Source organism: Bradyrhizobium sp. 160 (assembly GCF_023073735.1).
Taxonomy (GTDB): Bacteria; Pseudomonadota; Alphaproteobacteria; order Rhizobiales; family Xanthobacteraceae; genus Bradyrhizobium.
Window position 1 is genome coordinate 50,149 of sequence record NZ_JADPKD010000001.1, and the last position, 26,889, is coordinate 77,037.

General features: G+C 57.5%; 22 protein-coding genes. 13 read left to right on the forward strand and 9 right to left on the reverse strand.

What is annotated here, in order from left to right:
• Window positions 1-26: 26 nt before the first annotated feature.
• The gene (gene tnpC, locus IVA98_RS00255) at window positions 27-1,382 is read left to right on the forward strand and encodes an IS66 family transposase (RefSeq protein WP_524536332.1); all 1,356 of its coding nucleotides are present in this window, start codon (window positions 27-29) and stop codon (window positions 1,380-1,382) included.
• Complete coding sequence (locus IVA98_RS37410; RefSeq protein ID WP_524536333.1) at window positions 1,300-1,767, forward strand: IS66 family transposase; 468 nt, start codon at window positions 1,300-1,302, stop codon at window positions 1,765-1,767. Before tnpC ends, IVA98_RS37410 begins: the two co-directional genes overlap by 83 nt.
• A 273-nt stretch (window positions 1,768-2,040) precedes the next feature.
• Here IVA98_RS37410 and IVA98_RS00260 read toward each other — a convergent pair whose 3' ends face one another.
• From IVA98_RS00260 to IVA98_RS00280, 5 genes are all read right to left on the reverse strand, one after another.
• Window positions 2,041-3,036 carry a hypothetical protein gene (locus IVA98_RS00260; RefSeq protein ID WP_247354120.1) on the reverse strand — a complete coding sequence of 332 codons (996 nt, stop codon included), beginning with the start codon at window positions 3,034-3,036 and terminating at the stop codon, window positions 2,041-2,043.
• A 74-nt stretch (window positions 3,037-3,110) separates the two neighbouring features.
• The gene (locus IVA98_RS00265) at window positions 3,111-3,353 is read right to left on the reverse strand and encodes a hypothetical protein (protein ID WP_247354121.1); all 243 of its coding nucleotides are present in this window, start codon (window positions 3,351-3,353) and stop codon (window positions 3,111-3,113) included.
• A gap of 12 nt (window positions 3,354-3,365) precedes the next feature.
• Window positions 3,366-4,352, reverse strand: a complete 987-nt coding sequence (locus IVA98_RS00270) for a DUF4268 domain-containing protein (RefSeq protein WP_247354122.1) — start codon at window positions 4,350-4,352, stop codon at window positions 3,366-3,368.
• A gap of 146 nt (window positions 4,353-4,498) precedes the next feature.
• On the reverse strand, window positions 4,499-5,035 hold the full coding sequence (locus IVA98_RS00275; RefSeq protein ID WP_346657668.1) for a thermonuclease family protein: 537 nt from the start codon (window positions 5,033-5,035) through the stop codon (window positions 4,499-4,501).
• Complete coding sequence (locus IVA98_RS00280) at window positions 5,017-5,760, reverse strand: tetratricopeptide repeat protein (protein WP_247354123.1); 744 nt, start codon at window positions 5,758-5,760, stop codon at window positions 5,017-5,019. The genes IVA98_RS00275 and IVA98_RS00280 overlap by 19 nt, the downstream gene beginning before the upstream one ends.
• A gap of 76 nt (window positions 5,761-5,836) precedes the next feature.
• Here IVA98_RS00280 and IVA98_RS00285 point away from each other — a divergent pair, with 76 nt between their 5' ends.
• The 7 genes from IVA98_RS00285 to IVA98_RS00315 all read left to right on the forward strand — a co-directional run bounded on the left by IVA98_RS00285 (window position 5,837) and on the right by IVA98_RS00315 (window position 15,144).
• Window positions 5,837-6,052 carry a hypothetical protein gene (locus IVA98_RS00285; protein WP_247354124.1) on the forward strand — a complete coding sequence of 72 codons (216 nt, stop codon included), beginning with the start codon at window positions 5,837-5,839 and terminating at the stop codon, window positions 6,050-6,052.
• A gap of 127 nt (window positions 6,053-6,179) precedes the next feature.
• The gene (locus tag IVA98_RS00290; protein ID WP_247354125.1) at window positions 6,180-6,683 is read left to right on the forward strand and encodes a hypothetical protein; all 504 of its coding nucleotides are present in this window, start codon (window positions 6,180-6,182) and stop codon (window positions 6,681-6,683) included.
• Window positions 6,680-8,185: a caspase family protein gene (locus IVA98_RS00295; RefSeq protein ID WP_247354126.1), complete on the forward strand. Its 1,506-nt coding sequence runs from the start codon at window positions 6,680-6,682 to the stop codon at window positions 8,183-8,185. The genes IVA98_RS00290 and IVA98_RS00295 overlap by 4 nt, the downstream gene beginning before the upstream one ends.
• 240 nt (window positions 8,186-8,425) lie before the next feature.
• A complete protein-coding gene (locus IVA98_RS00300) occupies window positions 8,426-8,761 on the forward strand; it encodes a hypothetical protein (RefSeq protein ID WP_247354127.1) in 336 nt (111 codons plus the stop codon).
• An 804-nt stretch (window positions 8,762-9,565) separates the two neighbouring features.
• Window positions 9,566-10,915 (forward strand): DNA methyltransferase, encoded by a 1,350-nt coding sequence (locus IVA98_RS00305; RefSeq protein WP_247354128.1) that lies wholly within the window; start codon window positions 9,566-9,568, stop codon window positions 10,913-10,915.
• Window positions 10,916-10,938: 23 nt separating this feature from the next.
• On the forward strand, window positions 10,939-13,419 hold the full coding sequence (locus IVA98_RS00310) for an ATP-binding protein (RefSeq protein ID WP_247354129.1): 2,481 nt from the start codon (window positions 10,939-10,941) through the stop codon (window positions 13,417-13,419).
• Window positions 13,420-13,425: 6 nt separating this feature from the next.
• The gene (locus IVA98_RS00315; protein WP_212436789.1) at window positions 13,426-15,144 is read left to right on the forward strand and encodes a hypothetical protein; all 1,719 of its coding nucleotides are present in this window, start codon (window positions 13,426-13,428) and stop codon (window positions 15,142-15,144) included.
• 29 nt (window positions 15,145-15,173) lie between these two features.
• On the opposite strand, the gene IVA98_RS00320 is transcribed toward IVA98_RS00315, so the two are convergent.
• Together IVA98_RS00320 and IVA98_RS00325 are read right to left on the reverse strand one after the other, a co-directional pair.
• The gene (locus tag IVA98_RS00320; protein ID WP_247354130.1) at window positions 15,174-16,115 is read right to left on the reverse strand and encodes a tyrosine-type recombinase/integrase; all 942 of its coding nucleotides are present in this window, start codon (window positions 16,113-16,115) and stop codon (window positions 15,174-15,176) included.
• Between the two features lie 363 nt (window positions 16,116-16,478).
• Window positions 16,479-17,261, reverse strand: coding sequence for an enoyl-CoA hydratase-related protein (locus tag IVA98_RS00325; RefSeq protein ID WP_247354131.1), 783 nt, complete (start codon window positions 17,259-17,261; stop codon window positions 16,479-16,481).
• Between the two features lie 677 nt (window positions 17,262-17,938).
• Here IVA98_RS00325 and IVA98_RS00330 point away from each other — a divergent pair.
• The gene (locus tag IVA98_RS00330; protein WP_247354132.1) at window positions 17,939-19,264 is read left to right on the forward strand and encodes an MFS transporter; all 1,326 of its coding nucleotides are present in this window, start codon (window positions 17,939-17,941) and stop codon (window positions 19,262-19,264) included.
• A 209-nt stretch (window positions 19,265-19,473) separates the two neighbouring features.
• Window positions 19,474-22,110, forward strand: coding sequence for a CehA/McbA family metallohydrolase (locus IVA98_RS00335; protein WP_247354133.1), 2,637 nt, complete (start codon window positions 19,474-19,476; stop codon window positions 22,108-22,110).
• A 203-nt stretch (window positions 22,111-22,313) separates the two neighbouring features.
• On the opposite strand, the gene IVA98_RS00340 is transcribed toward IVA98_RS00335, so the two are convergent.
• Window positions 22,314-23,429, reverse strand: coding sequence for a LacI family DNA-binding transcriptional regulator (locus IVA98_RS00340; RefSeq protein WP_247354134.1), 1,116 nt, complete (start codon window positions 23,427-23,429; stop codon window positions 22,314-22,316).
• Complete coding sequence (locus tag IVA98_RS00345; protein WP_247354161.1) at window positions 23,416-23,820, reverse strand: hypothetical protein; 405 nt, start codon at window positions 23,818-23,820, stop codon at window positions 23,416-23,418. The genes IVA98_RS00340 and IVA98_RS00345 overlap by 14 nt, the downstream gene beginning before the upstream one ends.
• Here IVA98_RS00345 and IVA98_RS00350 point away from each other — a divergent pair.
• Entirely contained in the window at window positions 23,701-24,858 is a 1,158-nt protein-coding gene (locus tag IVA98_RS00350; RefSeq protein ID WP_247354157.1) for a CaiB/BaiF CoA transferase family protein, read from the forward strand. The two genes, IVA98_RS00345 and IVA98_RS00350, sit on opposite strands and share 120 nt — an antisense overlap.
• 255 nt (window positions 24,859-25,113) lie before the next feature.
• Window positions 25,114-26,268 (forward strand): glycoside hydrolase family 88 protein, encoded by a 1,155-nt coding sequence (locus tag IVA98_RS00355; RefSeq protein WP_247354135.1) that lies wholly within the window; start codon window positions 25,114-25,116, stop codon window positions 26,266-26,268.
• The last annotated feature ends 621 nt before the right edge of the window (window positions 26,269-26,889 follow it).

Below are 26,889 nucleotides of genomic sequence, written 5' to 3' on the forward strand. Positions count from 1 at the left end.
CAGAGTGACTCTGAGCCGAGTTGCGCATGGCGCCGGCGGCGGAGATGTGCTCGACATGGTGCATGAGCACCGCGACACTTCGCGACGAGAATGAACGCTTGAAGGCGCTTTTGGCGCAAACGCAGGCAGCGTTGAGCGAGCATCAGGCGGCGCTGGCAACGTCGGAAGAAGCGCGGCGTCGGTTGGAGGTCATTCTCGGCGAACTACGCCGGGAGAAGTTCGGAGCGAAGTCCGAGAAGCTGCGGCCAGATCAATATCATTTGCCGCTCGAAGACGTGGAGATCGCGCAAGGTGTCCTGGACGCGGCACAGGAGAAGGCTGCGGCGATCATCAGGGGCCGATCGCGCGCTGGATCGGATCAGGACCGTCATCGCAATCGGGGTTACTTGCCTGCCCATTTGCCGCAGGTGGAGCGGGTCATCGAGCCTGCGAGCACGTTCTGTCCGTGCGGTTGCGGCGGCATGACGAAGATCGGCGAGGATATCAGCAAACGCCTTGACGTGATCCCGGCACAATGGCGGGTGCTGGTCACGCGCCGCCCAAAATACGTCTGCCGTCACTGCTCGGGCGCTGTCGTGCAGGCACACGCGCTGGAGCATGTCGTGCCCGGTGGGCTGCCGACCGAAGCGGCCATTGCGCACGTGATCGTCTCCAAGTTCGGCGACCATACGCCGTTTTACCGTCAGGCCGAGATCTATGCGCGACAAGGGATCCGGCTCGACCGGGCGACGCTGGGCAACTGGTCAGGCCGCGCCTGCTTCCATCTCCAGCCCGTCGGGGATCAAATGCGCCGGCATCTGGCCGCGGCGGATTGTCTGTTCATGGACGAAACCACGGCGCCGGTGCTCGATCCCGGGCGCGGCGAGACCAAGAAAGGCTACTTCTGGGCGATCGCCTCCGACGATCGCGGCCATAGCGGCCCAAGTCCGCCGATCGTGCTGTTCCGCTATGCATCCGGACGCAGCGGCGCTTTTGCCGAGCAGTTCCTGGCGGGCTTTAACGGGCGCTTCCTGCAATGCGACGGATATGACGGCTATGACCGGCTCTCGACGCTGGCTCGACCACAAGGCCCGTGGACGCTCGTGCATTGCTGGAGCCATCTGCGCCGGCGCTTCGTCAAATTGGTGCGCAACAGCAAGTCGCCGATCGCCGAGGCCGCGGTGCGGCAGATCGCACAGCTTTACGCCATCGAAGCCGACGGTCCGCGGTCTATCCCCGGACATCCGGCTGGCCGCACGCAAGGAGCATTCGCTACCCATCGTCGCCGCGTTGAAGCCATGGTTCGAGAAACAGCTGTCGATGATCTCAAGCGGCTCGACGCTCGCCGAAGACATCCGCTACGCACTCAATCATTGGCCGGGACTGACGCGCTTCCTCGATGACGGGCGTCTCGAGCTCGACACCAATCCGGTTGAAAACGCGATCCGGCCGATCTGCTTGACCAGAAAAAATGCGCTCTTCGCCGGTCATGAGGTCGGGGCCGAAAATTGGGCTTTGCTTGCGTCGATCGTTGCCACCTGCAAGCTCAACGACGTCAACCCCGCCGCCTACATCGCCCAAACACTCGAGGCGATCATCGCTGGCCACCCCCCAAAGCAGAATCGACGACCTCATGCCATGGCGATTCCGCAAAACGTCAAGCCAGCATCAATAGGGTTGCGGCTAAGCGCTTACGATCGCTTGAAGTTTGGTATCGATGCGGAAAGCTCCTCTCGACGTTCGTCCGCAAGCAGGTCGAGAGTGGCGGTGAAGCAATGCGAGCGTTAACCGGCGCATGTCTCCCACCTCTCTCAATCGACAATGTCGGTGTACGGCGGATCAGTTTACGTTGTGCCGAGGGTGGGACGGCGGCGATTGAGTTTCCCGAGGTCGGAGAACGACTCGCTTTAACTCCGAGCTACGTATCCGGAAACGCGACTTGCCCCTGAAATTTTCTGGCCCATCCAACACCCAGCAGAGCGTTGGGCGCCCTATGACAAAAGGATCGTCCATCAAGCCGCTCGCCGAACCGATCGCATCAGCTCGCAACGGGTGGCACTACTAGAGGCCGAGATCACATAGTTTGAGAAACTGCGGAGAGAAGCAGACATCTACCTTTTCGCCGTCCCTCTGGAAGCTGTAGCAATGAAGCTCAACCCCGCATTCTCGGACGGCTGAAACGAGCGGGATGCTAGGTGAGCCGGGAAGGAGCAGAATTCGGCGGTGCCCGGAAAGCCTCGGCAACAACCTCGGATAGAGGGTTAGCTGACCTATGCCCTCATAAACGTCTGCTGCCGCGACACCGGTCTTAATCTCAAGCAGCAGCTTCCCAGCTTGGGCTTCGACTACACCATCGACTTCGTAGCCGTATGCGTGCAGGGGTTTGACCAGTTCACGCCCATCCGCGTCGAAGAGGCCCTTCAGCTTCTGCCAGAGCTCGCCATGGATGCGCCATCGCTCCTCGCGACTAACCGTAGGTTGCCCCGCGATCTTGCCGCCTTTCTCCGGCGGACCGAATAATTCGACAAGGCGCTTATCGTCCTGCTTTGCCGTCGCCGCCGCGTCGGGGTTCCTTGCGATGCCACACCGAAGTACAAATGCCGCCGTGTTCTGACAGATTTCCGCTGCTGGGCGGTCAAGCGCCGTCACTATGAACCACGCCCGTTTTGCTGGTTTGCCTTCTATCGTTACTGTAGCGGGCCTAAGGCCAGTTCGTTCTTCGAAATCAGGGCTCTCAATGCGAGCAGATTGGGCATTCTTGTGCAGCGTGCCTTGCCTAAGTAGATAACGTTGCCCGGCTGAATCTCGCGCCACGCCAGACAAAGGATTTTCCGTTCCTTGCTCGGGCTCGTTCAGCTCGACAGTCCAATGATCACCAGTAGGATCTAAGCCGAGTTTGTTATCATTGCCATTTCTGCGGAAGTAGATCTTCCCAATCGAAAGCCGCCAAACGCTAGCAAGCCTCTCGCCGTGCTGCTCCATAGCATTTCGCCAAACCGAGAAAGCATCACGGATGTCATACAGGTCAGTCAACAATTGAAGCGGTTCTTGGACCATTCATCCTCTTGGATTCTACTTTGGCCGCGCGTGCCGATTTCCGGGGAAAGCTGCTGACGCCACCATCCACCACCTCACAAAATCTTCAGACCGTAAGCGAGGTGCCAAGCCCAATTCGTACGGGTTTCCGCACTATCAAGGCACGCCTCACGGTCGATTCGCTCCCGAGCATCCTTGATATTGAACTGCGAACAGGCGCCAATAAAGTTGGCGTAGCGATAATTTTCGAGCCGGACCACTGCCGCCCCGAGCCACACAACCGAGATCACGAGTGCCGCAATCGCAAGAAACAGTAAAGCCTTTACTGACGTTCCCATGTCGTTCAAATCCTAGACGGAGGGCTGAGCATCGGCTTGGCCGACCTCGATCTCCTGGGCCAGGTTCAGATTTCTTACTCGGGGGCCGAAGGCTTTCCTAAACTTGTCGACCTCATTAACTAGCCAGTCGATGTACTCCGGCCACTTCTCCCGTTCATAAAGGTCTGCCTCGCGAGAAAGCGAGATGATCTTGTCATCATTCTCGGGATTTGGATTCCACTGCAATTTATGGCCGATCTCGGCTTCGACGGCGGAACGATGAACAAGCAGCTGGGGCAGAGCAGCTTCAGCAACTTTCTTTCCGAGGTAAACTCGCACGCCGATGCGGCCGTCGGCTGTGTTCGCAATGTTCGACAGATATATGTTGGCTTTGCCAAGCGGTACATTGAACCAGTACTGTGCTTGGGGCGTCTGGGTAGACTGGAGCACCTTTCTTTCCAACAGCTTCTTGCTAAACTCGGTCCAAAATTCCAGTTGCAATTTCCGAGCGTCGCTTAATGGCGCAGTGGACTTTGCGACGTTTGCCTGGCGTGCAATATTTGTCGGCTTGCTGAGTACATTGAAGCGCACCGCAGGTTTCGACGCATCGATTTGCCAAAGCTCAACCTCTACAGCGTAGAGATTAAGATCGACGCTTGTATGCTCGTTGAGCCACTCGATCGCCTTCCGATGCTCATCCGTAAATCGCTCTGCAATCCAAACGACCGCGCTCGCCCCGAGAGTCGCTGCATATGTAAGAACTTTTCCTAGATGATCGTGATCGGTTTTGCCGAACTGGTTTTCGATGACGACATAGCCGCCTTGAAGTTCTCGGGCGAGTATGTCTGCCCAATAAGGACCTACCGGGACCTCAACTCTTTCGACTTGCAACTCCAGTCCAATCTCCTTGCCTAGCTTCGCAATGTTCTCTTCTCGCGCCAACCAGGGGGTGAAGTCGATCTCCTCATGCGCCCAAACGCTCTTGGCGACAATTTTCTTTATCTCGCCCAAATCGGTCAATTCTAACCTCCACAAACCGCGATCCGACTCGATGAAAAGCTTGCAATCTGAAGAGTTGTATCGCAAGTCCCACTCGCCTTGCCAAGCCTACTTTAGGCTCTTGCTTCTAAGGCGTTACAATATTGCATTCCCGCGGCCGCAGATGCTTATTCGGCTCGCTCAGAGCAACTATCCGACTTACGACCTTCATTAATGCAAGCGCGATATCGCCAAGGCGCCACGTAGCTGCCCGCCCATACTCCCCGCCGGGCGCGTTCGGCCTCGCGTTGTGCGCCATCGTATTTGCCTTTGGAGTAATGAGGCCAATCGAATGCGAGCCCGCCCCGGACGAGCCAGTCTCCCAAGTCCAACGCGCCAACTGAACACGTTGCAACTGTACGACCATACACATCATGGCTTACGGGTTTGCAGCTAATCGGCCTGCCCGCAATAAACCTATCGAGCTCGTTAGCTGACTTCGCTCCGCAGCGATAGGGCAAGCTGTTCTCGCCACGGCAGAGCTGCGAACTTTCAGGGGCATCGATGCCCCAAAGGCGAATGCGCATGCCGCGGACTTCGAGTGTATCTCCATCTATGATGCTTGCTTGTCCAATGATCAGTGCGTTGGCGCTAACGTCGTGAGAGAACACGGTAAGCGCCAGCAATACCGTCAGGCTTGCTGCTCTCAACGGATCGGCTTCCATTCCCGGGCAAGCTTCTGCGCTTCGGCGATCTGAGCTGTCGTCATTCTTGTAGCCAGCTCATCCCGTCGTTTTATGATGTCGTTGCGTATGTCGGCATATTTCACTCTAGGAGCCGCGACGTTCAGCAGCTTGTGCGCTTCGACGTAATCTTGCGCAACGCCAATTCCCTCTGCATACGCAGTCGCTAACGTTACTAATGAGTCGGAATCACCTTGATCCGCGGCCCTCTGGAACCAGGTAATAGCTTCAGCCAAATTCCCCGTGACACCTGGTGTAGGTCTTGTCGCGTCGAAGCCTGCATCGCCAATAGGGTAGTTCATGACGCCGAGACTATATTGAGCAACAGCGCTTCCCCTCTTTGCAGCCTTCTCAATCTCGGCATACACCTCGGAGGGCAGGGGCTGCCCCCGATTCATAAACCGCCAGTTGCGCCCGATATGGCTCAGCGAAGCGACAGCCTCCTGATCCCCGGCGTCGGCGGCTTTGCTGTACCAATTCGCAGCCTCACGCCAATCCCGCTTTGCACAATATCCAATACTACTGAAGTAACCTAATCGCGAGAACGCGCGTGCAACGCCCTGCGTCGCAAGCTCCTGATATAGTCTAACTGCAGTTTGACAATCGTCGCGGCGCTCTGCTGCTGTCGCTTCCTCGAGAGGGCCTGCACCGGCAGCTGAGGCAAAGCCCAACTGTAATCCTATAAGGATGACTGCCAAAACGCGCATTTTCGCTCTCTCGTTACCTTGACTTGTCTAGAACAAAATGAGAACTCTTGCAAAGAGTATTGCGGGAGATAGAGGAATGCCTGCCACCACCGCCCCAACACTTCAATCGGATGCACAAACACTAGAAGCCGCTGCCGATCAGGCCATTGCAGCCTGCGGCGGTGACGCACGCGAGGCTGTCAAGGCGCTGTTGATAGCGAACGAGTTCTTAGAACGTGAGATGGAAGAGCAGGTTACGCGCGGATACACTCGCGGCTTGAAGCACGGTAGGTTCAGTACGTATTCGGGGTAATCGCAGGTCTCACTCCCTCCCGGTCCGATAATCGTGTCCGGACCGTCACATATGATCCGCGCCGGTCATCGGCTTCTATGCCATCGTCGCTAGTCAGTGTCATCCATCAGACGGAGAGGGCGAGGGCGTGATGACAAAGGAACGAAGGCGCAAGCGCAAACCGCTGCCAGAGCCTGAGCACACGCTGCTCGCCACTGTGAAATCGGTCGCTGTGAGCTACTATGTGCGAAAGCACGATGAAGGCGTCTTGGACGAAGCCATCACTAATGTGCTTTGCGACATCGTTGCAATGACGCCGAACGTGCCCAAGCACCTCGGGAAGGAGGTGACCTGCTGGCTGATGTGCTCGCGCAAATATGGTCGCGCTGATGATCCTGGCGAAAAGCACCGGCCGCGCATTGGCAAGGGGCAGAGCTTTCCGGAAAGGCCCTTCTTACTCAACATGCGACTTGGCAAGGATGGAGGATTGTTCTCCGCTTACCTGCCTGAGGCTGCATACTGGGCTTTGCAGGCCGACCTGAAGAACGGGCGGTTGAAGTTCATCGAGGCGAGCTTCATCAAGCCGCGCCATGGCGATGGTGATCTGACTAGCATCAATTTCTCGGAAACCCGGCCGGAGGAACGAAATTGAGCCGTCTTGCTTTCATACTTTCTCTATTCTTGTTGCTCTCGGTGCCAGCACTTGGCGCCGAGCGGGTAGCATTGGTCATTGGCAATGGCGCGTACTTACGAGTGCCAACTCTTCCGAATCCGACACGAGATGCCGCCGACGTTGCGCGTGCCTTGGAACGTCTAGACTTTAAGGTAACCCAGGTGAGCAACGGGACCGCTGCCGATATGCGGAAGGCAATCGTCGAGTTTGGCCGCGCTGCGGAAGGCTCGATGATGGCCGTCGTTTTCTACGCTGGCCATGGAATGGAGGCTGGGGGAGAAAATTGGTTAATTCCCACGGACGCAGAATTGAGAAGCGACGCAGATGTTGACAGCGAAGCAGTCAGCCTGAGGTCCGTTAATCTTCAGGTTAGCAAGGCCAGACAGTTAGGATTGATCATTCTGGACGCCTGCCGCAACAATCCTTTTGAAGCAAAAATGAAGCGTTCGTTGGTCACTCGCGCCGTAGCCCGTGGCTTGGCGCCGACGGAGCCGACAGACAACGTGCTCATCGCGTACGCGGCTCGTGATGGGACCACCGCAAGTGATGGCGACGGCAGAAACAGCCCATTCACCGCTGCGCTTCTCCGGCACATCGAGACTCCTGGATTGGAGATTTCATTCCTGTTTCGTCGAGTCCGTGACGATGTCATGACCTCGACCAAACGCGAGCAACAGCCCTTTGTCTACGGGTCTCTGTCGAAGGAGGAGATCTATCTCAAAGGACCAACTGTAAGTATTCAGAATGCTCCGGCTGCCAGCCTCACTGCCTCGCCAGTTGTTCCCGCGCCCACCGTGCCCGCACTCAACACCGACAATAGCGCTCGGAAGCAGCCAGCCGCCGGGAGTGCAGTGACGACTGATCGCGGTGTATTCACACCCGAGGACAGTCAGCGGGTAGCGGCAATAGGAGCCAAGCAAAATTTGAAAATGCCGGAGTTCGCGATCACGGCTAGCAAGTTGGATCCTCCGGGACCGAACTCGAAGTTCGTCGGTGTGTGGTCGAGCAAGAAAGGTTGGGGAAACGGCAAAGGCCGCCATGCGATGCTAATTATTACTGATGTTTCGGCGACTGGCCTAGCGACGGGATTCTATCTTTGGGGCCCGCCTACGAAGTTATCTTGGGTGCAAACACCTGCGGGTTATTCTCAGTTCGCCGAGTACGTTGACAAAGATAGCTTTTCGCTAAAGTCCCGCGACACCATCACCGTAAAGCTGGACAAAAACAACGTGATTAGGCTGTCGAACTCTGATCCCGAACACCCGAACGAAAGACCCACCATCGAACTCTATCCGGTGTGGCAACTGGTTAAGCCAACGTCTGCCCCGAGTGACGCATCAGAAAGAGAGCACCCGCAAAGGCCAAAAGACACATCGATCGGCGCGCCTTCAGGGGCCAATCCACAGGACCAAACGCGTTCGGCAAAGCAGGCCAGCAGCCTAGTGGCGACTCTAGATGCGATAGGATGCGTGATCGGCTAGGTTGCCTTTGTGCAATCCAAAACGGGGGCGGGATCTCGCCTGATGGCAAGAGCTGGTGGTCGAAGCGCCGCACGAGCGATGCCCCCAACGAGGCATTTGTTCGGTGCCAAATCCGAGCCGGAAGAACGTAGAGCCTCGCGTGGGTTGCCCTACTGATTGGTTAAAGATTTAAGGACTCCACGGGCCTTGTTTCAACTTTCCACGTATACGATGCATAGCTTCAAGTACAAGGTATGCGAGATGAGGTTCAACCGGCACAGTCTCAACATTTTCTCTTTCCAAACTTTCGTCATTGCCAGCGCGATCGGCTTCCGAGCCGGTTCGTGGGACGTCTTCTTGCTCACTGCTGTGGCGCTTATGGCGGTTTGGATTGTTCTGTCTCAGTTTAGCGAGATGGCCATATTTTATATCGCGACGGCAATTGGCTGTTTGTGGGGCGCAGGTGCGGTGTTTGTTGCTCGCGGTGTTTCATCGCCCGTTTCTGCCATGCTGCTGGTTCTACTTGCGTTCGCCATCGGCTTCGCCGGGAATTACGTCGCGCTTCAATACATGCGATTGGGACAGAGCGCTCGCTAACAAGACATGCGGACTAGATAGCGCCAAGCGCCAACAGCGCGGTAGCGGGACGACGCATTGCGCTCTCAATCCAAAGCGGACTTCGGCAGCCACTCACACGATGTCAGCATGTGCTTCATTCCGGAAATCTCATCTTTGTCGATATCGCGCGGGAGTGCTGGGGAAGCCGCTGAGCGCAGCCATTGACCCGTACCGACCGATTTGGCCTGGAGACTGTCGCACTTCAATAGGGACAGCGGGAGTAAGTAAATTTCCTCGCCTTCTTTCCCTCGAAGCTCGTCCGTTCAAGCTTGTCGCCCTTCACCTCCAACAATTCGCGTAAGGTCAAGAGCCATTCCCTCGCCACGGCAGCTCATAAGGATTTCGTAAAGTGCCCCGTTCGCTCTAGGCTAACGAACGTTTGGCATTTGGCCATGAGTCAAAACGACTCACATGCGCGAGGTCATTCAGTTGTCTGGCCCGAGTTTGATGCTCCCCACCGGGGGAAGGGCCGGGGACGCTGCCCGCAGGTGGCCTTGGCTATGAGTCAAAACGACTTACATCCGCGATGAAAGGTCATTCAGTCGTCTGGCTCGAGTTTGGTGCTCCCCCCCGGGGGAAGCTCCGCGGACGCTGCCCGCAGGTCACGTCTCACATGAGGGACCCCAATTGAATTTCGCCCGGGCTGTGCAACCGCGTGGCGTGACGCTCGCGCTCTGTCGGTTCAATTGCCTGAGGAAATCTTTCGCATTATCAGCGACTTGTTAAGTTGATCGCGCTATAAGCACGCTGAAATTGAGTGAGTCTACTCGCAGAGGCCTCCGGATGCTAAACGCTGACGACCGCACATTGATTGCGTCTTTGAGCGAGATAGCGGATTTTCAGCGAAAAACCGGCTCGGCTTGGTCTTACTCCGGCGATGCCGGCCGTACCGCAGCGCATGGCCTAATTCAGTATCCGGCCATGATGGTCCCTGCGATGCAGCGTGACATCCTGGCGTCTATGGTTCGCGCGGCGCCGAAGGCCAGGACGGTTCTTGACCCATTTGTGGGCTCCGGCACTGCGCTAACCGAGACACTTGCGGCGAGCCGCTCGTTTGTCGGCTACGATATCAATCCGTTGGCCATCTTGATTGCCAAGGTGAAAGCAAGCCCCCTTCACGCGGGTATGTATGCAGCAGCGGCGGAACAGGTCCTTGCCTGGATAGCCGCCGACACTCGGAGCGACTACGCAGTAAGCTTCGTTAATCAGGGCAAATGGTTTAGGCGCTCGAATTCGATTGGGCTCTCGAGAATCCGTCGCGCCATCGAGAAGCTCGACAGCAAGCAATGTCGTCGCTTTATGTGGGTGGCGCTCGCAGAAACGATTAGGCGATGCAGCAATTCTCGTACGTCGACGTTCAAGCTTCATATCCGCCCGAGCGAAGATCTAGAGCGCTTGGACGCCGTGGCCGTTCCTATATTCACGTCTGTATTGAAAGCAAATGTTGAGCGGATGATCGCGGAAAAGGCGCGACTGAAAAAGCTTGGCGTTCTTGTAAATGGAAAGATGACCTCGACGGCAACGATAAAGCTTCAGAGCATATCGAAACCGGGGCTAGATCGAAGCGACTCGATTGATCTCGTACTGACGTCCCCTCCTTATGGCGACAATCGAACGACGGTGCCTTACGGCCAGTTTTCCTACCTGGCGCTGCGCTGGATTCCGCATGCCGATATCGACTCATCTATCGACGAGACTCTACTAGATAGCACGCATTCGTTGGATACTGCGAGTATGGGGGGCGGCCTTCGCTTGGACAACGCGGTGATCGAGGGGTTAAGCGAGAAATCTGCATCTTTCTCCAGGATGTATAGGCAGCTACAAGGTATTGATAAGCAAGCGGCCAAGCGCTGGACCGCTTACTGTCGTGATTTGTCACGCTCGTTGGAAAACATACTAAAGACCGTCAACTCGGGCGGATATCTGGCTTGGACAGTCGGGCAGCGGCGAATTAGGTCGACTGACGCGCCGTTGGTTGCGGTGCTAGGCGAGCTTCATGACTATTATGGCGCCTATGAAGTAACGCAGCTAAAACGGGTTATTCCTTCGAAGCGCATGCCGACACACAATTCCATAGGCTCATTGATGCAGATCGAGCATGTGTGTTTCTATAGGAAACGACTGGCGTCATAAGGTTGACCTTCGGAGATTGAACTGTGGCTGATCACGATAGCTCGTTGGAGCTTCGAATTGACACGAGGGTCGTTCGGCAGCTCGGTGCTGAGTTGATCACTGACCCCGAACAGGCCCTGCTCGAACTTGTAAAGAATTCCTATGATGCGGATGCAGATAGATGTCGCGTCCAAATTGATACCAGCGCAAAAGAGTATTTTGCGGAGGGTAAGCGAATGGAAGCGCCCCCCGTCGCAAGTAATGACGTCTCGTCCGAAGCTCCGACCGCCCTTACCGGTCGAATTACTATTGAGGACGACGGACCCGGTATTACCCTAGAAGAAATCAAAGCTCGGTGGCTTCTAATCAGTGGATCGGAGAAGCGACCCGACTCGGGTATGGTCAAATCCTCGACCAAGAAAGGGCGCACTCCGCTGGGAGATAAGGGGATCGGCCGTCTTGGTACGATGCGATTGGGTGACTGCGTTCAGTTTGTGTCGAGACCCAAAGGGAGTACGAAGGAAGCTAGCGGTGTGGAGTTCCAGTGGTCAGAGTTCGATGCCGCCAAGACTCTGAATCAAGTCCCGGTTCGGGAAGTCTCGGCAAGCCCTACAAAGGGTTTCTCCACCCGCGTTATGATTGAGGGATTGGAGGACGCTAATCACTGGAAGTCCCCCGATCAATCTGAGTTGCAAGCGCGGATCTCTCGCCTTATCTCCCCGTTTTCGAAAGAGCATCCGCTCCGAGTTTCAATATCTATAGATGGGCAAGAGTTAGAGCTGCAGCGTTTGAAGCAGGACCTCGACCTCTACTCGACGGGCCGTCATTCGTTTTCTTTGAAGCGCGTGATCGAAAAGGAAAAGCCCCGCGACACGTTGGAGCTTACCACCGAGATAACTGCAGACTTTTTCGGAGAGAAGTGGTCCGCCGACAACGAGAGCAGCTTTTTTTCGAAGTTCACAAAACGTTATCCAAAATTCGGGCTGGCTCGCGTTGCGGGCGATGCGACGCAAAAGCGATGGATCTATCGCATTGTGCGTAAAGTTGATTGTCGTGAAATCAAAGACTACCAGTCAGACAACTACCCGGGCGATTTTTCCGGAAGCATCTACTCGTTGAACTTTCGTATGTTGCCAAACGCAGACGACACTACTCAAAGCAGTGACCAACAGGTAGGCGCGACACCTCCGAGCGGTTCATTGAAGTCGCTGTTTCAAAAGCTGGCCGGCGTTTCGATTTACCGGGATGGGTTCGGCGTTCGAATAGATCCGGATTGGCTAGATATGTCTGCTAATGTCACGTCCGGTGGAAGCTGGTACGGTCTGCGCAGAACGAATACGGTTGGCCATATCGACATAACCTCCCGAGGGAATGCGTCACTTGTTGAGAAGTCTGACCGCGAAGGATTCGTCGATACCGCGCCATGGCGGCAGTTTCTGTTGCTAGCGAAGAAACTGAGGGACGAAATCAATGATATCTACGAAACGTTGCGGCGGGGCTTCAATGATTCGCGCAAGCCAAAGACAGAATTGGCGGGGAAAGCTCCAACTCCAGAAGGAGCCATCAGAGAGCTCTCAATCCAAGCGAAGTTCGGCCAAGATGTCCGATCGACCTTAGAATCCCAGCAAGCTGTTCTGGAGAAGGCGGAAGAACTATTTTCCAACGCCACGGGAATTAGTGCCAAAGAGGCTCAATCATTCAAGGATCAGACAAGGATTGCGCTGAAGGCGATCCAAGGATTTAGAAAGCGAGAGAGCGCTGCAAGTGTCGATGCGTCTGTAGAGCTCCTGAGAGAGGAAATCCAGGCTCTCCGTTCGCAGGTCCGTACCGCTTATGATTTTATCGCCGCTGGTATGGCCGCGGAAACTCTAGCTCACGAAGTTCATCCGCTATTAGACCGCGCCTCTGAACTGATTCTAAAATCGCAACGGTCTGCGCAGAAATCAGGCCTCACCCAAATCTCAAACGACCTGCAGGGCGCTCGCTCTTACGTGCGGCTCGTCGGGAAGCAGGTCTCGATTTTGAATCCGATGCTAAAAATCTATCGGGAGACTAAAGATACAGTCAAGCTCTCCGAGTTTCTCAAAGAATACGAAGCGTATGTTGAGCGTCGGATGCTCGATGAGAATATCGCACTTGCAGTAAATGTCGCCAAGCCTTTCACAGTTCATATTCCGCGCGGGCGACTTATGCAGATCGTTGACAATCTTGTTCGGAATTCTGAGTATTGGTTGCAAGTGCCGGCCGCACAATCCACAGTGAAGGCGCCGACGATCACGATCGAGGTCTCCAAGCCTACCATTTCTGTGTTCGATAATGGCATCGGCGTGAAGACGGAGATTGAAGACAGAATTTTTGGCATGTTCGTGAGCGACAAACCAAAAGATACGGGAAGAGGCCTCGGGCTTTTTATAACCAGAGAAATACTGCTGCGCTATGGATGTGACGTGGCTCTATCAGAGGCGCGGAACGCCCATGGCAGGCGGTATCGGTTTGACATCGATTTGGCATCAGTCACGCAGTAGAGCGATATGGGGCAATTATCTTCAGTCATCAAAGCTCTCGGTGTTGAGAGGGTTATTTGGATCGATGATATTTTTGCTTCTATTGCTGAAGCGGATGCGGTTGACGTAGTCGCATTGGCCCATCGCATCGCAACAGATGATATGTTTGGAGCCCTGGGCCTGCACGACGTGGCATCAGAGGAAGAGCCGGTTACAGAATTGATCCGAATGTTCTCTGAGGACCCGGAACTCACCAAACGCGCGGGCGATTTGGTCGGAACTAACGTTTCAGTGGATCTCGCAAATCGCGTTATGCAGAGCATGGGATGCGAAGCAGTGCCCAAAAGTGGGGCTGATTGGCAGGCCGCTTTAAAGAGCGCGGATGTGACGTATCAGAATACGCTATTCCTCGTTGATCGTGATTTTAAGAGGGAAGGTATCGATGACGAGCAATCGAACGCGATTCTGAAACAGACCGTCGCCGGTTTCTTGAAAACTGACACTTCGAATTATTGCGTGGTGCTGACGAAAGAAGTTGGTATCGAACAGGAGGCCACTGCGCGAAATGAGTTTCTGGCGTCGATACTCGATGGAGAGCAGGACAAAAAGGATCTGATCCGCTTTTCGGTAATTTCCAAAAATGTCTTGGAGAATAATGGCGAGGAAGTGCTTTCGAGGAGCCTCCGAGATAAGCTCGCTGGCGTTGTCCTCTATGCGATGCTGCAGAAGGTGGAAAGCTCTCTCGACGATAGTGTGGTCGCGTTGAGAGACATAATCGTAACGGAATTCATCGATATCAACAAAGCTGTTTTGCAGAATTCTTATAAGGAAGGTGTGTCCGAGCTAGAAGTGCTGCTACGAATTATCCAGCAGAAGCACCGAATTGAGCTAGCGAAAAGTCTAAAGGCGGGAGATCGCGATGGATTGCATGAGCTCCTAGCTAGATTTCGGTTGTTTCAGATCGATGGCGACAACGGCGTTGAGGTCAGCGATCACGTAATAAGCGGCGAGCTTAGCCGTATTTGCCGCGCGGAAGTGATGACAGAAGGGCCTTTAGTAAACGATCTATCTCTCCCAATCGTGCCCGGGGACGTGTTCGCGGAGATCGAGGCCGGTCAATCCGCCGATAAACCAAGTGCAGATTGGAAGGGTGAACTAGAGACAGAAAAGAAGTATTGGATGCTGCTCGGGCAGCTTTGTGACGTGGTGCCACGAGGGGATACCGGCCTGTCCGCAACAAACATGGCGTTTCTCGTGCGGTTTACGGTCAAGCCAATCAAGAACCACGACAAAAGCCTTCAAAAAGGCCAGCTTAACAGCGGCAGAACCGGTTGGATGACGGTTGGCGACTTAGCCCTGCACTTTGACTTCCGAGAGGTTTTGTCGGCCAACGTGGCGGCGTTGCAGCTATGCTCGTTTAATCGGCATGGGGCCGCGGTTCTATGGGAGGGTGATACTGGAGGCAAGGTGTGGTCGCTTGCCTCGATGGCGAGGGCCAAGCAGTTAATGTTGAAGAGCTTTCTTGAGCACAAGAAGGTCCCCCAAGAACTTCGGTATTACGGCACGTCATTCTCTGAAGCGGATACTTCGAGACAGCTGTCGATTAGGACCAAAAAGGGGAAGCGGATATTCAGCTATTCGATTCGCCGCGTCTGTCGGATTCGAGATGTTGAGGCCAGCGAAGCGCTAGGGGCGCTAGAGCGATACTGGCGTCGACCAGCAAAGCCAAACTACTTCGTGCATTGAAAAATGTAGTGAGGTGAAACTGCATTCGCTCACGGCAGCTTGACCGATTCTACGCAAGCAAGCTTCAGTCTCTTTAGCTGAGCATTTGAGTAGAGGCCGAAGGTTATTCCAACTGCGCTCTCGTGGCCCATGATGTGCGCCACTACATTCTCGCGGTGTCCGGCATCCTCAGCCTTCGTCGCAAACCAGCGCCTAAGGCTATGAAAGTTGACCTTGGACCGCCGTGCTCCCGGTCTTTTGTCATGCACGCCAAGTTTCTTGCGATAGTAGGTGAACCGCTTAGAGAGGGCCATGGTTCGGTTGCCATCCCAGCCGGTATCCTGGAGGTCGGGAAGCAGATAAGTGGATGCATCGCGCTTGCCCACAAGTTTCGCAATCATCGGCCGCAGCATTGAATGGATCGGTATGGTGCGAACTCCAGCGGCAGACTTACTGCGAGTGATGCTGAACGTGTTGTCGCGGCAGTCACCGACGCGGAGCTGTCCGATTTCGTCGAGGCGCATCCCCGACAGGGCTGAAATTCTCATAGCGCTGGCCATTTCGAGATCCGCCGGGCCTGCTAGGAGGATGCGCATCTCATCGTCTGTGAATGGCCGCTCGGCGCCCATCGGACCATCCGGGGCGATCCTGTGTGCCTTGGCTTTGGGGAGCGATTTGCGCATCCACGGGTTCGACTTCACGCCGAAGCTCTTCTCTAGCCACGTCCAGTATTGTCGCAAGGCGGATAGCTTCTTGTTGGCCGTCTTGAAGTGCACGCCAGCCTTGACGAAGGCCTCATCACGGAAATCGGCGGCAACCCGATCGGTCGTGGTCTCGATGAAGAAACCTTGGCTGGCCGTTGTGCACCAATCCTTGAACTGCGCTAGTGCCGTGCGGGCGTCGGCCTTGGTGCGCTCGCTATAGGTGGAGGCCGCAAGCCACCGTTCGATGTAGAGGTCGGCAGGGCTCGCCCCCAACGCAGGCATTGACATAGAGCTGCGTTTCGCAGCTTTTCTAGGCCTCGTGAAGCACTCGCGTAGGGTCCAGGTTCCCCAGCCAACCTGAGAGTCCACAGCGGGATCAAGCGACTTTCTGTCGATCGCAGAACCTAGCCTAGTCGATCCACACCTTTGGTCCACTTCGACCGAGAGGGGCTTTGACCTTTGCGCAGGAAGGCCCGGGCGCACCGGCCGAGATGGTCCCTGACAGGCGCCACTGCAACTTCAATGTACGACAGAATTCTAGATCGCAGCGTTGGCCTGGTCGCTCCGAAGGAGTGCTTGATCGAGTGCATCGTGGGGCAGTACCGGCACATGTGGAGCGCCGGTAGCAGCGAAGGCTGGGGATCGCGACGGCTAATTTCCACGATAGTTTGGCGATCGCTTCTCGAAGAACGCGTTCATTCCTTCCTGCTGGTCAGCAGTGTTGAATGCGCATCGAATTGCCTGGCGCTCGAATTCGAGCCCGGCGTCCAGGGTGGTCTGAAAGGCGGCGAGAACGGCCACCTTGGCGAGCTCAGTCGAACGCGGCGGCTTTTGGGCGATCAGTTCGGCGATCTCGAGCGCTCGCGCCTGTGCCTGGCCGCTTTCGACAACTTCAGCGACAAGGCCGGCCTGCATCGCCGCACGGGCAGAAATGGATTGGCCAGTCAGTATCATCAGCATGGCCAGAGATTTGCCTGCCACGCGCGTCAGACGCTGGGTTGCGCCGTCGCCTGGAAAAATCCCGATGTTGATTTCAGGCTGTGCAAACCGCGCTCCTTCGCCTGCTATGGCGATGTCGGCGAGCAAGGCCAATTCGTGACCCCCACCGAAGCAAATTCCCTCAACCGCAGCGATAAGAGGCTTTGGAAAATTGGCGATGTCCCGCCACGCAGAACGTCGCGCGGGATTGTCGATTGCCTCAAACCCGCGCTGCTGCATCTCCTTAATATCGGCTCCGGCAGAGAAGAAGGCTTCGTGCCCGCAAAGGACGACGCAACGAACATCCTCATTGAGCGCAGCGTCCCGCAAGCTCGCGCCAAGCTGTGCGATCAGGTCGTTGCTTAAGGCGTTTCGTTTCGACGTCCTGTTCAGCGTCACAACGCGCACATGGGCCCTGGGAGAGGTCGAGAGGATGAGATCGGGCTTGCCGGTCATTGAGGGTGTCTCCTGAAAGAAGTCAGAAAGGCAGCCATATACTGAAATCGTTTTCTACGCAAAACATGCTTCTTTATAGTCAATCCGACTGGACCAGGCTTCGAGCAGTTTCTGGCTGCTCAAGAAAAAATTGTGCTGGTCAGACTGGAGAAGGTTTAGCGGCAGCATTTTCTGCGCTTGACTCCGGAATCCAGAGCGCCTACGGTAATGAAATCGATTTCAGAACCGCGATGTTTTCTTAGCCGGATGACGGCGTAGTAGCGCGGCGCCGTCCAACAAGAACAACAGCTTCTTCACGAGTGCGCTTTGGCAACAGGAGGGATGGAAACCATGGGAATGGGACACGGGCTCGCGCGCGTTTTGTACGCAGCGCGTTCGGTGGCGTCTGCTCTTGGGCGGCTGCACAGATCGGAATCGCCGCTCGCGATCTCTTTGACTAAGGTCATGCAAGAGCCGGTCGTGCGGCCGCACGACTTGCGAAATCGCGAACCAAGACGGCCTCATCGGCGGCATGCCGCGTACCCGTTGGCGCCTGCGCCTTCACCGCTACGAGCCGGCCCGCTCAAGTCGCGTTTAACTTAGATAGCGCCGCACTCCGCGCAGTAGAGCCAGCGAGCGGCTGCTCGTCCTTGCTTGACCGCGGCATCATTAACGCCATTGACTGAGCTCGAGGACACATGAACATTATTGCTCAACCCAGTGCCGTATCTGTTCAGCTTGATAATCAGATTGCGAACAGACGGATGACCGTCGGCCTCGGAGGGGGCGTAGCGCTGGAGTGGTACGACTGGAACGTCTACGGCGTGATGGCGGCGTTTCTCTCGCCGCACTTCTTTCCTTCCGATGATCCCACGACCTCGCTGCTTGCGGGGCTAGCCGTGTACGGGGCGGGCTTCTGCGCGCGGCCACTGGGAGCGGCTTTGCTTGGCCCAGTCGCAGATCGCATTAGCCACAAGCGAGTAATGATGATCTCGGTGACGGCGATGGCGGTTTGCTCGCTGCTGATCTCTCTATTGCCGACGTACCGGGACATCGGCGTCACGGCGGCTGTGGCGCTGCTTATCATGCGCCTTGTTCAGGGGCTTGCTACCGGAGCCGAGGCGGGTGTCGCCAATGCAATCGCAATTGAACTGGCGCCGCCCGGAAAGGAGGGGCGTTATCTGGGGCTGATCGGTGGCACTTTCATCCAGCTAGGCAACCTTGGATCCAGCCTTGTTGCGTTTCTGGTGAGCGCATCGGTTGCCCCCGAAGCGATGCGCGAGTGGGCCTGGCGCGTACCTTTTGGGGTCGGCGGGGTGCTGGGCCTACTGGTCATTTATCTGCGCACGTCCGTACCGGAGACCTTGATCCATCGGGTTATGCATCGCCAAGATGAGTCGTCGCGAATTCAGGAAACCACCGGCGGTGTGTGGAAGATGCTCTGGAGCGTGCGGCTATCCCTGCTTGCGGTCATCCTGGTGATCGGATCGGTGCAGATCGCCAACTATGCCTGGAACACCGGTCTGCCCAATATGGCGAACACGGTGTTCAAGGAGAATAGCACCTCTGTATACGGAATTATGACGCTGATGGTCTTGATCTGGATGTTGGCCGCCCCCCTTGTTGGCGCCTTCGCTGACAAGGTGCGGCCCTCGCGTGCGTTCACGCTGCTGCGCCTACTGCTCATCCCATGCTTTTTCCTGACGCTGCTTTATTCGGAGAAGGGCATCTCCACGTTCTTCCTTGTCACGGTGTTCGGCGGAGCCATCGTGGGGTTCAACATGGCGCTCTATAACTTCATCGCTACCACCCTGATGCCGCGTGCCGTGCGCACCACGGGCGTAGCGCTCGGTTACGCGCTCGGCGTCTCATTGTTTGGCGGGACCTCACCGTATCTTCTTGTGTGGTTGCAACGCGAGCACATGGCCTGGATGTTTCCTGTCTACGGATCGTTGATAGCGCTCTTAAGCGTGGTGGTCTACCACTTCGCCAAAAGGCGTGGCCGCGTCTACATCGGTGACTGAACGCCTTCTGCCTGCCGCTTGCGCCACCTAGCAGAGGCAAAGCCTTCCTTATCAGACGCAAAGCATGCCGACCGGCGAGTATCTCTTGATGCTGGGCAAGAGCATGGGATTGGGACGAGCGCCTTCGCCAGCAGCGGGACACGTGAGCAGTCCTCATCGCATCCAGGGCCGCTTATGGGCGACGACGTCCATGAACTGGAGTCCATCGAATGAAAACGCCATCGTCGCCGCACTTCGCGCCCGTCGACTTGCAGCGATATTTCAACGCCGGTCGCCTGGAACTCGATGAGGGGTTCGGCAGCCGTCCAGGCGACACCGGCTGGATCGATTCGCTTCGAGGACCGCAGACGTATCGAGGCATCCCGTTTCTATTCGGCGCCAACGCCGGAGCGGATGTGCTGGCCTTGCGTCCCGGGGGGATTCCTGTGGTGATCGCGCTGCCGCCCACATTGGCCAGCTACGTGCTCTTTGTGCAAGTGGTCGCGGACCGCCCACCCGTAAGCCCTCAAGGCTTCGGGGAGATCGGGCCGGCAACGCTGCCTGTGGAAGGCAATTCGCTTGGCGATCGGGTGTCGACATACGTGCTCCGATACGTCGACAGCACCGAGGCCGACGTGCCGGTGCTACGGCGGTTCGCGGTCCAGCAGAACCATATCTCCTGGAGCGCGAGCCCGTTCGCGGCGCTGCCGTTACGGGGGCCCATCGTGCACGCAAGCACCGGCGAAAACTGCGCACTCGGCAGAACGGCGGGCGCGAGCTTCTTCCAGGGCGAGACCCGCACCGAATCGGGGCGCATGGATCGACAAGGGGAGAACTTGTGGCTTTATGCGCTCCAAAATCCATATCCGGAGAAGGAGCTCACCGCGCTAAGCTTGCGAGCGGAGCAAGAAGTTTCTCTTGTCTTTGCGGTGACCACGACAAGGCTCACCGAGCATCCCCTGCGCCTCCAGGCTCGTCGCAAGCTGAAGATGCGGCTACCGCCCGGAGTGCATCTGAATAAGCTTGGCGAGCTCGACGTCGATCATCGGGGCGAACAGATCGGCATGGATCTCGGCACGGTGATCTCCGCCCGCGCGGTGCTTGACTACGCGAGATCGGACTGGCTCGGTGACAAGCACGACGTGCAGCCGGTGCGTTCCGAGGACGAGGTCATCGTCGAGTACTCCGCCCATCCCGACGCAAGGCTGTACCTACGCTCCGACGACGGCCGCTTGCACCTTGCCGATCTTCGGTCGCTGGAAGCTGCCGGGAACGCAGGAGACACCTCGCTGGAGGCGGTGCCCATCGCGCCGGCAACAAGACCCGTCAAAATCCGCATCGTAGAGAAGGGCAACGGCGTGCGTGTCGCCGCGCGCCTGCATGTGCATGGCGCGGATGGGGAGTATCTGCCGCCCAAGGGGCACCACCGCAAGGTCAATGCCGGAAGATTCGAAGACTTCGCCGGGGAGTTTACGAACGGGCTGAACCAGTACGCCTATGTGGATGGCAGCTGCGAGGCGGACTTGCCGATCGGGCCCGTGTTCGTGGAGATCAGCAGGGGCTTCGAGGTGCGGCCCCTGCGCCGTATCGTCCAAGTCACCGCGACCACGGAGGAACTCACCTTCGAGCTGGACAGGGTGCTGCGCTGGCGCGAACAGGGCTGGGTCAGCTCCGATACTCACGTCCATTTCCTGAGCCCGCACACAGCCCTGCTAGAGGGCAAGGCGGAGGGGGTCAACGTCGTCAACCTGCTCGCGGCACAATGGGGCGAGTTATTCACCAACGTGGCCGATTTCGACGGACGCACGACGCTGGGGGCAAAGCACTTCGGCGGGGACGGAGAGTTCCTTGTTCGCGTCGGCACAGAGAACCGTATGCAAGTCCTAGGGCACATATCGCTTCTCGGCTACGAAGGCGAGATTATCACCCCCCTGTCTTGCGGCGGACCCAACGAGGCTGCGATCGGCGATCCTCTGGAAGCGAGCATGGCCGATTGGGCGGAGCGCTGCCGCCAGCAAGGGGGCCTTGTCGTGATGCCGCATGCTCCCAACCCGCAAGCCGAGCGGGCGGCGGACATCGTGCTCGGCCTGGTCGATGCCATTGAAATGATGTCGTTCAACCCGCGGACTGCGCAGATCAGCGCATTTGGTCTGGCTGACTGGTACCGTTACCTCAACATCGGTTACCATCTGCCACTGGTCGCCGGCTCCGACAAGATGGACGCTGCCGCGCTCCTCGGAGGCTCGCGGACTTATGTGCAGCTAGGTGGGCGCGATTTCACGTATCGCAACTGGATGGACGCCGTACGCAGCGGAGACACGTTCATCACAGTCGGGCCGCTCGTTGAGGTGACAGTGGAAGGACGTCGCCCCGGGAGCGCGATCGCGCTTCCTCCTTCGGGTGGCACCATCACAATCGGCTGGCGGATCGAATCGGTCAGCGTCGCGCCAACACGGGTGGAGGTGATCCGCAATGGCATCGTCATCGATGAAGTTCGATGTAGCGAGTTGTCGTGCAACGCCCAGCTCGCGTTGCGCATCACCGAGTCCTGTTGGATCGCAATACGCGTTCGAGGCAGTGTGGCGGGGCGCGAGGCCGACATCGCGGCCCACACCAGTGCGGTGTATGTCAAAGTCGGCGACAAACCGGTCTTCGCCACTGCGGACGCGGTGTCGATTCTTGCACAAATCGAGGGATCGATCGCCTATATGGATACGCTCGCTCCCAGGACTGACGAAGCGCGGCACTCGCGGCTGCGAGCTGCCTTGGAGCTTGCGCATCATCGTCTGCATCATAAGCTGCACGAACTTGGCGCCATTCACCACCATGCGCCTGTCCACTCCGTTCACACCGAGCGCGAGCACTGAGAAGGGGAAAACGTCGTGTGAGCTGCTCTCCCTTCTCTCGCTCCAGCGCTTCGCGGGCAGCACGGCCGCGGCATGTTCAGCCACGTCCACTTTGTGCCGCCACCAGTCATATGTTCGCGCAGCGTGGCAGCCGCCAGAGCCTTGGAGGAATGCAGAAGGCAGGAGAAATCGATTTCAGTGAGAGCGCGTCGGCAGCGGCAGCTTCAGCCCGGGCTGCGCCTGCGACGCGGTGGGCGTTCGCTAGATCTCGGCGGCCCGGTCGATGACCGCATGACCAGTCGATAGGGCAACAGGACACTCCTGGGAAGTGGGCTTCCAGCGATCGCATTGATCAGATAATCGGCGGCTCCTCGGCCAATTTCAGCTGCCGGAACACTGACTGTTGTGAGCGGCGGGTCCGTCTGCGCCGCCAGCTCCACATCGTCAAATCCTGTGATGGAAAGCGTAGCCGGCACGGCGACCCCAATTTTGCGGGCCTCTGCCATTGCACCGATGGCAAGGGTGTCGGTGGTGCAGATCACCGCCGTCGTGTCGGGGTGGTCGGTGAGGAGCTGACGAAGAGCGCTGCGACCCTGGGCAAGCGAATAGTCGGCCTTAATGATCTGGGTGGGCCTGAGCGGGAGGCCGGCGTCCGAAAGCGCGCGCTGAATGCCCTCGAGCCTCGCGCGGGACCGGTCGTTGGACGCAGCAACAACATTGGCGATCGCGCCGAAACGGACGTGTCCAAGCCGCAACAGATACTCGGTCATCTCGCGCGTGGCGCTTTCGTTATCGATTCCGATCGCGGGAATGCCGCCAGCTGCCTTCGAAACATAGGTCGTGATCACAGGCACACCAGCTTGTTCAATCAGAGCCCTCAGTTCACGTCCATGGGAGCCTCCGACCAGTACAATTCCATCGATGCCGCGCTCGATGAGGCTCTGCAGTTCCTGAAGTTCGCGGCGCTGATCATATTGGGAATTCGCGATGAAGAGCGTATAGCCGCTTTCGCTGAGGCGGTTCTGCAGCGCCTCAACTCCTTCGGCAAAGATGCCGAGCGCCAGCGTCGGAACGATGACTCCAATGGTGCGCATGCGTCCCGACTTCAAGGCTCTCGCCGCGCTGTCTCGCGTGTAGGACAGGTCGGTGATGTGCCGCATCACCTTGTCCCGGAGCTCCGGTCTCACGATTTCGGGATGATTGAGGACGCGCGACACGGTCGCAGGGGACACATTGGCCTTTCGCGCGACATCTTCGATCTTCACGCGCGGTTGCTGGCGTCCTTTGGGCTCGATTGTTGGTTTTTTATCCATCCGGTCTGGTCGCTCAGTCAATGGCATGAGTCCGATCCACGTTAGAACATTGGACAGCCATCGTTCTCAAGCTCTGTATACGCCCGATCCGTCTTATCCAGTGGAACTCTGGTACATGGGCAGGCGCTGAGTTGGCAGGCCGCCCATTTTGCTTGACTCTGCAGATCATGATGCTTATGTCTGAAATCGATTTCAGAGGTCGAGCCAAATAGAACACCTCTGATCCAAGAAAACTGAAAGCGAGACCATGGTCGATCTTTTGAAGGGCGTTCGCGTCCTGAGCTTCAATCACTTCCTGATGGGCCCCGTGGCTGCGCAGTTTCTCGCCGATCTCGGGGCGGACGTCATTGCCGTCGAGCCACCAGATGGCGCCTTTCAGAGGAAATGGGGCGGAGCAGACAAGCGGGTCGATGGGCAATCCATGCTGCTGCTCACCGGGAACCGCAATAAGCGAAGTCTCACGCTCGACCTGAAGAAACCTGAAGCCATTGAGATTGCCAGGAAGTTGATCGCGACCTCGGATGTCATGACTGAGAACTTCCGCCCCGGCGTTCTCGACAAGCTTGGCCTCGGCTACGAGGACGCCAAGAAGATCAATCCGCAAATTATCTATGCTGCGGCCTCAGGCTACGGTCCCGATGGGCCCTACGTCTACCGTCCCGGTCAGGATCTACTGGTGCAGGCAATATCGGGGCTGGCCACGATTACTGGAAGCCGCGAGCAGGGTCCAAGGGCCGTAGGTGTTTCAGCGGTCGACCACCATGGTGCTGCGTTGTTTGCGGCTGGCATTCTGGCCGCGCTTGTGAGGAAAACGCGCACCGGACAGGGGTGCCGGGTTGATGTCAGCCTGTTGTCTGCTGCACTCGATCTGCAGATGGAATCCTTTACTTGTTACCTCAACGGCGAGCGGCCTGACGATGTCCGTCAGCCGGGACCGATCTCCGGTTGGTACTACGGTGCGCCTTACGGCATTTATCCGACGCGTGACGGTCATATCGCGATTTCTCTTGGGTCTCTCAGCACAGTGTCGGAGGCGCTCGACGTTCCGGCCGATCAGCGCGTTCCAGACAAGGAGGCGTATCGCCGACGCGACGAGGCATCCGCTGCGATCGCCGCAAATGTCGCAAAGCGCACGACGGCCGAATGCATCGCATTGTTCGAGGCCCACGGAATTTGGCACGCCGCGGTCAATGACTATGCAGATGTCGTGACCGATCCGCAGGTCGTGCACAACAAGAACTTCCAGGTCGTCCGCGGGGCGACGGGCGCGCCGATCACGCTCGTCAGCCATCCCGTGCGCTATGATGGCAAGCTGCCCGAAGTCCGACTGCCGCCTCAGAAACTTGGGGCTCAGACCGAGGAAATCCTCAAAGAGCTCGGCTACGACGACGACCAACTTGAAGACCTTTCCAGGAAGGGGGCGGTCGGCGCCTTTACGTCCTCGCGCGCCGCTTGATGACGCTCCCAACGCGCATCACGGCAGGCATGCTAGAGTGCATGTACACACTGGTCATGCGCGTGACGATCGGGCTGAGGCGGATAGCCCTTGAGCGTTTGCTCGTGATCAGGAGCGATAGCTGGAGAACGCAGCTGCGTGCTCCTGACCCGCTTAAGCCATCGGCTCGCCCGAAGCGAAATCGGTCGGACATTGGACGGTTAGCACCGGGAACGATGCCTTGGGATTTCGGCAAGTGGCAAAGGAGTATCGGATATGAGCAAGTCGCGCTGGGCACACGCAATAGACCTGATGCAAGCACGCGTCGATCAGACGCTTGCCGCGATGAAAATAGAGTTTCCGCATTGGGCAGACAGCTCGACCGGCAAATGGACGACCACGCCGGACGGCGATTGGACCGGTGGCGCATGGCCGGGTATGTTGTGGCTGCTCGCGCGGCGATCTGGCGAGGCGAAATACCTCGATGCAGCTCGGTTCTGGAGCAGCCGCTTGAAGCCGCGCGCGCAGCTGCAAACCGCGTTCAAGGGCTTTGGGTTCTACTATGGGGTCGCGCTTGGCGACGTCCTGTGTCAAGACAAGGACGCAGCTCTCCTGGCACTGGATGCCGCCACCTCTCTCAAGACGCAATTCGATTGCCGGCTTGGCCTCATTCCGCTAGGCCGCGATGCGGAGGAATCAGAAGATGTTGGCAATTCGTTCAGCAGCATCGACTCTCTGCAAGCAGTCCCGCTTCTGTATTGGGCCGCCGCAAGGACAGGCGATTCCTCATACGCTGGCATTGCGGCGCGCCATACCACGCGCGTGCTCGACATTCATATGCGCTCCGATGGCTCAATCGTTCAGTCGAGTGAGCTAAATCCGTCCACCGGCAAGATAGTCCGCCATTTCACCCACAAGGGATTCAGCGACACGAGTGTCTGGGGCAGGGCGCAAGCTTGGGGGCTCGTCTATGCGGCGATCGCGCTTGCTCACCATCCTCATGAGACGCGCTGGATGGAGCAGTTGATGGCGGGAGCGGAGTGGTGGCTTTCGCACGTGCCAGCGAGCATGGTCGCGTTCTGGGACTTTGATGATCCTGACATTCCCAACACGGAGACGGACACGGCGGCAACTGCAATCACGTGCTCGGCGCTGCTAAAGCTGGCGCGGCTCGCGCCGACGGCTGCACTGCGCGTCAGATATCGTGAGGCAGGCGAACGGACGGCAAAGGCCCTGATCGAGACCTATCTGACGCCAACAAATCCGGACGATCCCCGCCCGCCCGGAATGTTGGTCGGCGCCTGTTTCAACAAGCGTCGCGATGCACGCGCTCAGGACTCGGCCAACAATGCAGAGACGATCTTCGGATCCTACTATCTGTTCGAATCATTGAACGTTCTTGATGGACTCATCGAGGCTGAGAAGATTTGATTAGAAGCAGCCCCTATTGCGATCATGGTCCGGGACGCACCGCTCAGCGGCGTGACGCTGACGATTCTTGTTCGTCTTGCACGAGAGGTGCCGCTCGTCAGCTATTTCAAGATCGAGGTGCCGTATGCTGAGTGGTGAGGCCCTCGCAGGCCCGCACGCCGGCAACACGAGGGGGTTGGGCCTGACAGGTCAAGGCACCGCGAGAGCGCAGACGTAGATGTGGCGCGACGATCAAGGACGCGATGACGGCGTGGGAGGCGTTGGACCGGGTATGCGGCAAGCGGCTCAACGTGATGATTCCGATCTTGCTGCCGGCCCTTGAGCAACATGGGCGATTGAAGCCTGGCCTGGCAGATCGTGATCGTGTTTTCGCGATCACCCCTGCAACCATCGACCGCCTGCTCGTCGACGTAAGGGTCGCGGCGAGCGGCGGTAGGCGGCGGCGCCGTGCCGGATTCCATTCGACCATCCGACGGAAAGTTCCGATCCGGACGATCAATGACTGCCCACACCCGAATTATGCGAAAGCGAAGGTCCGGCGAGAGCGGTTTAGCGATGGGGCTGGCCTCCATCACCAGCCCTCAGAGTGAATCACGATTTGCCGCAAGCGAATCACTTCCG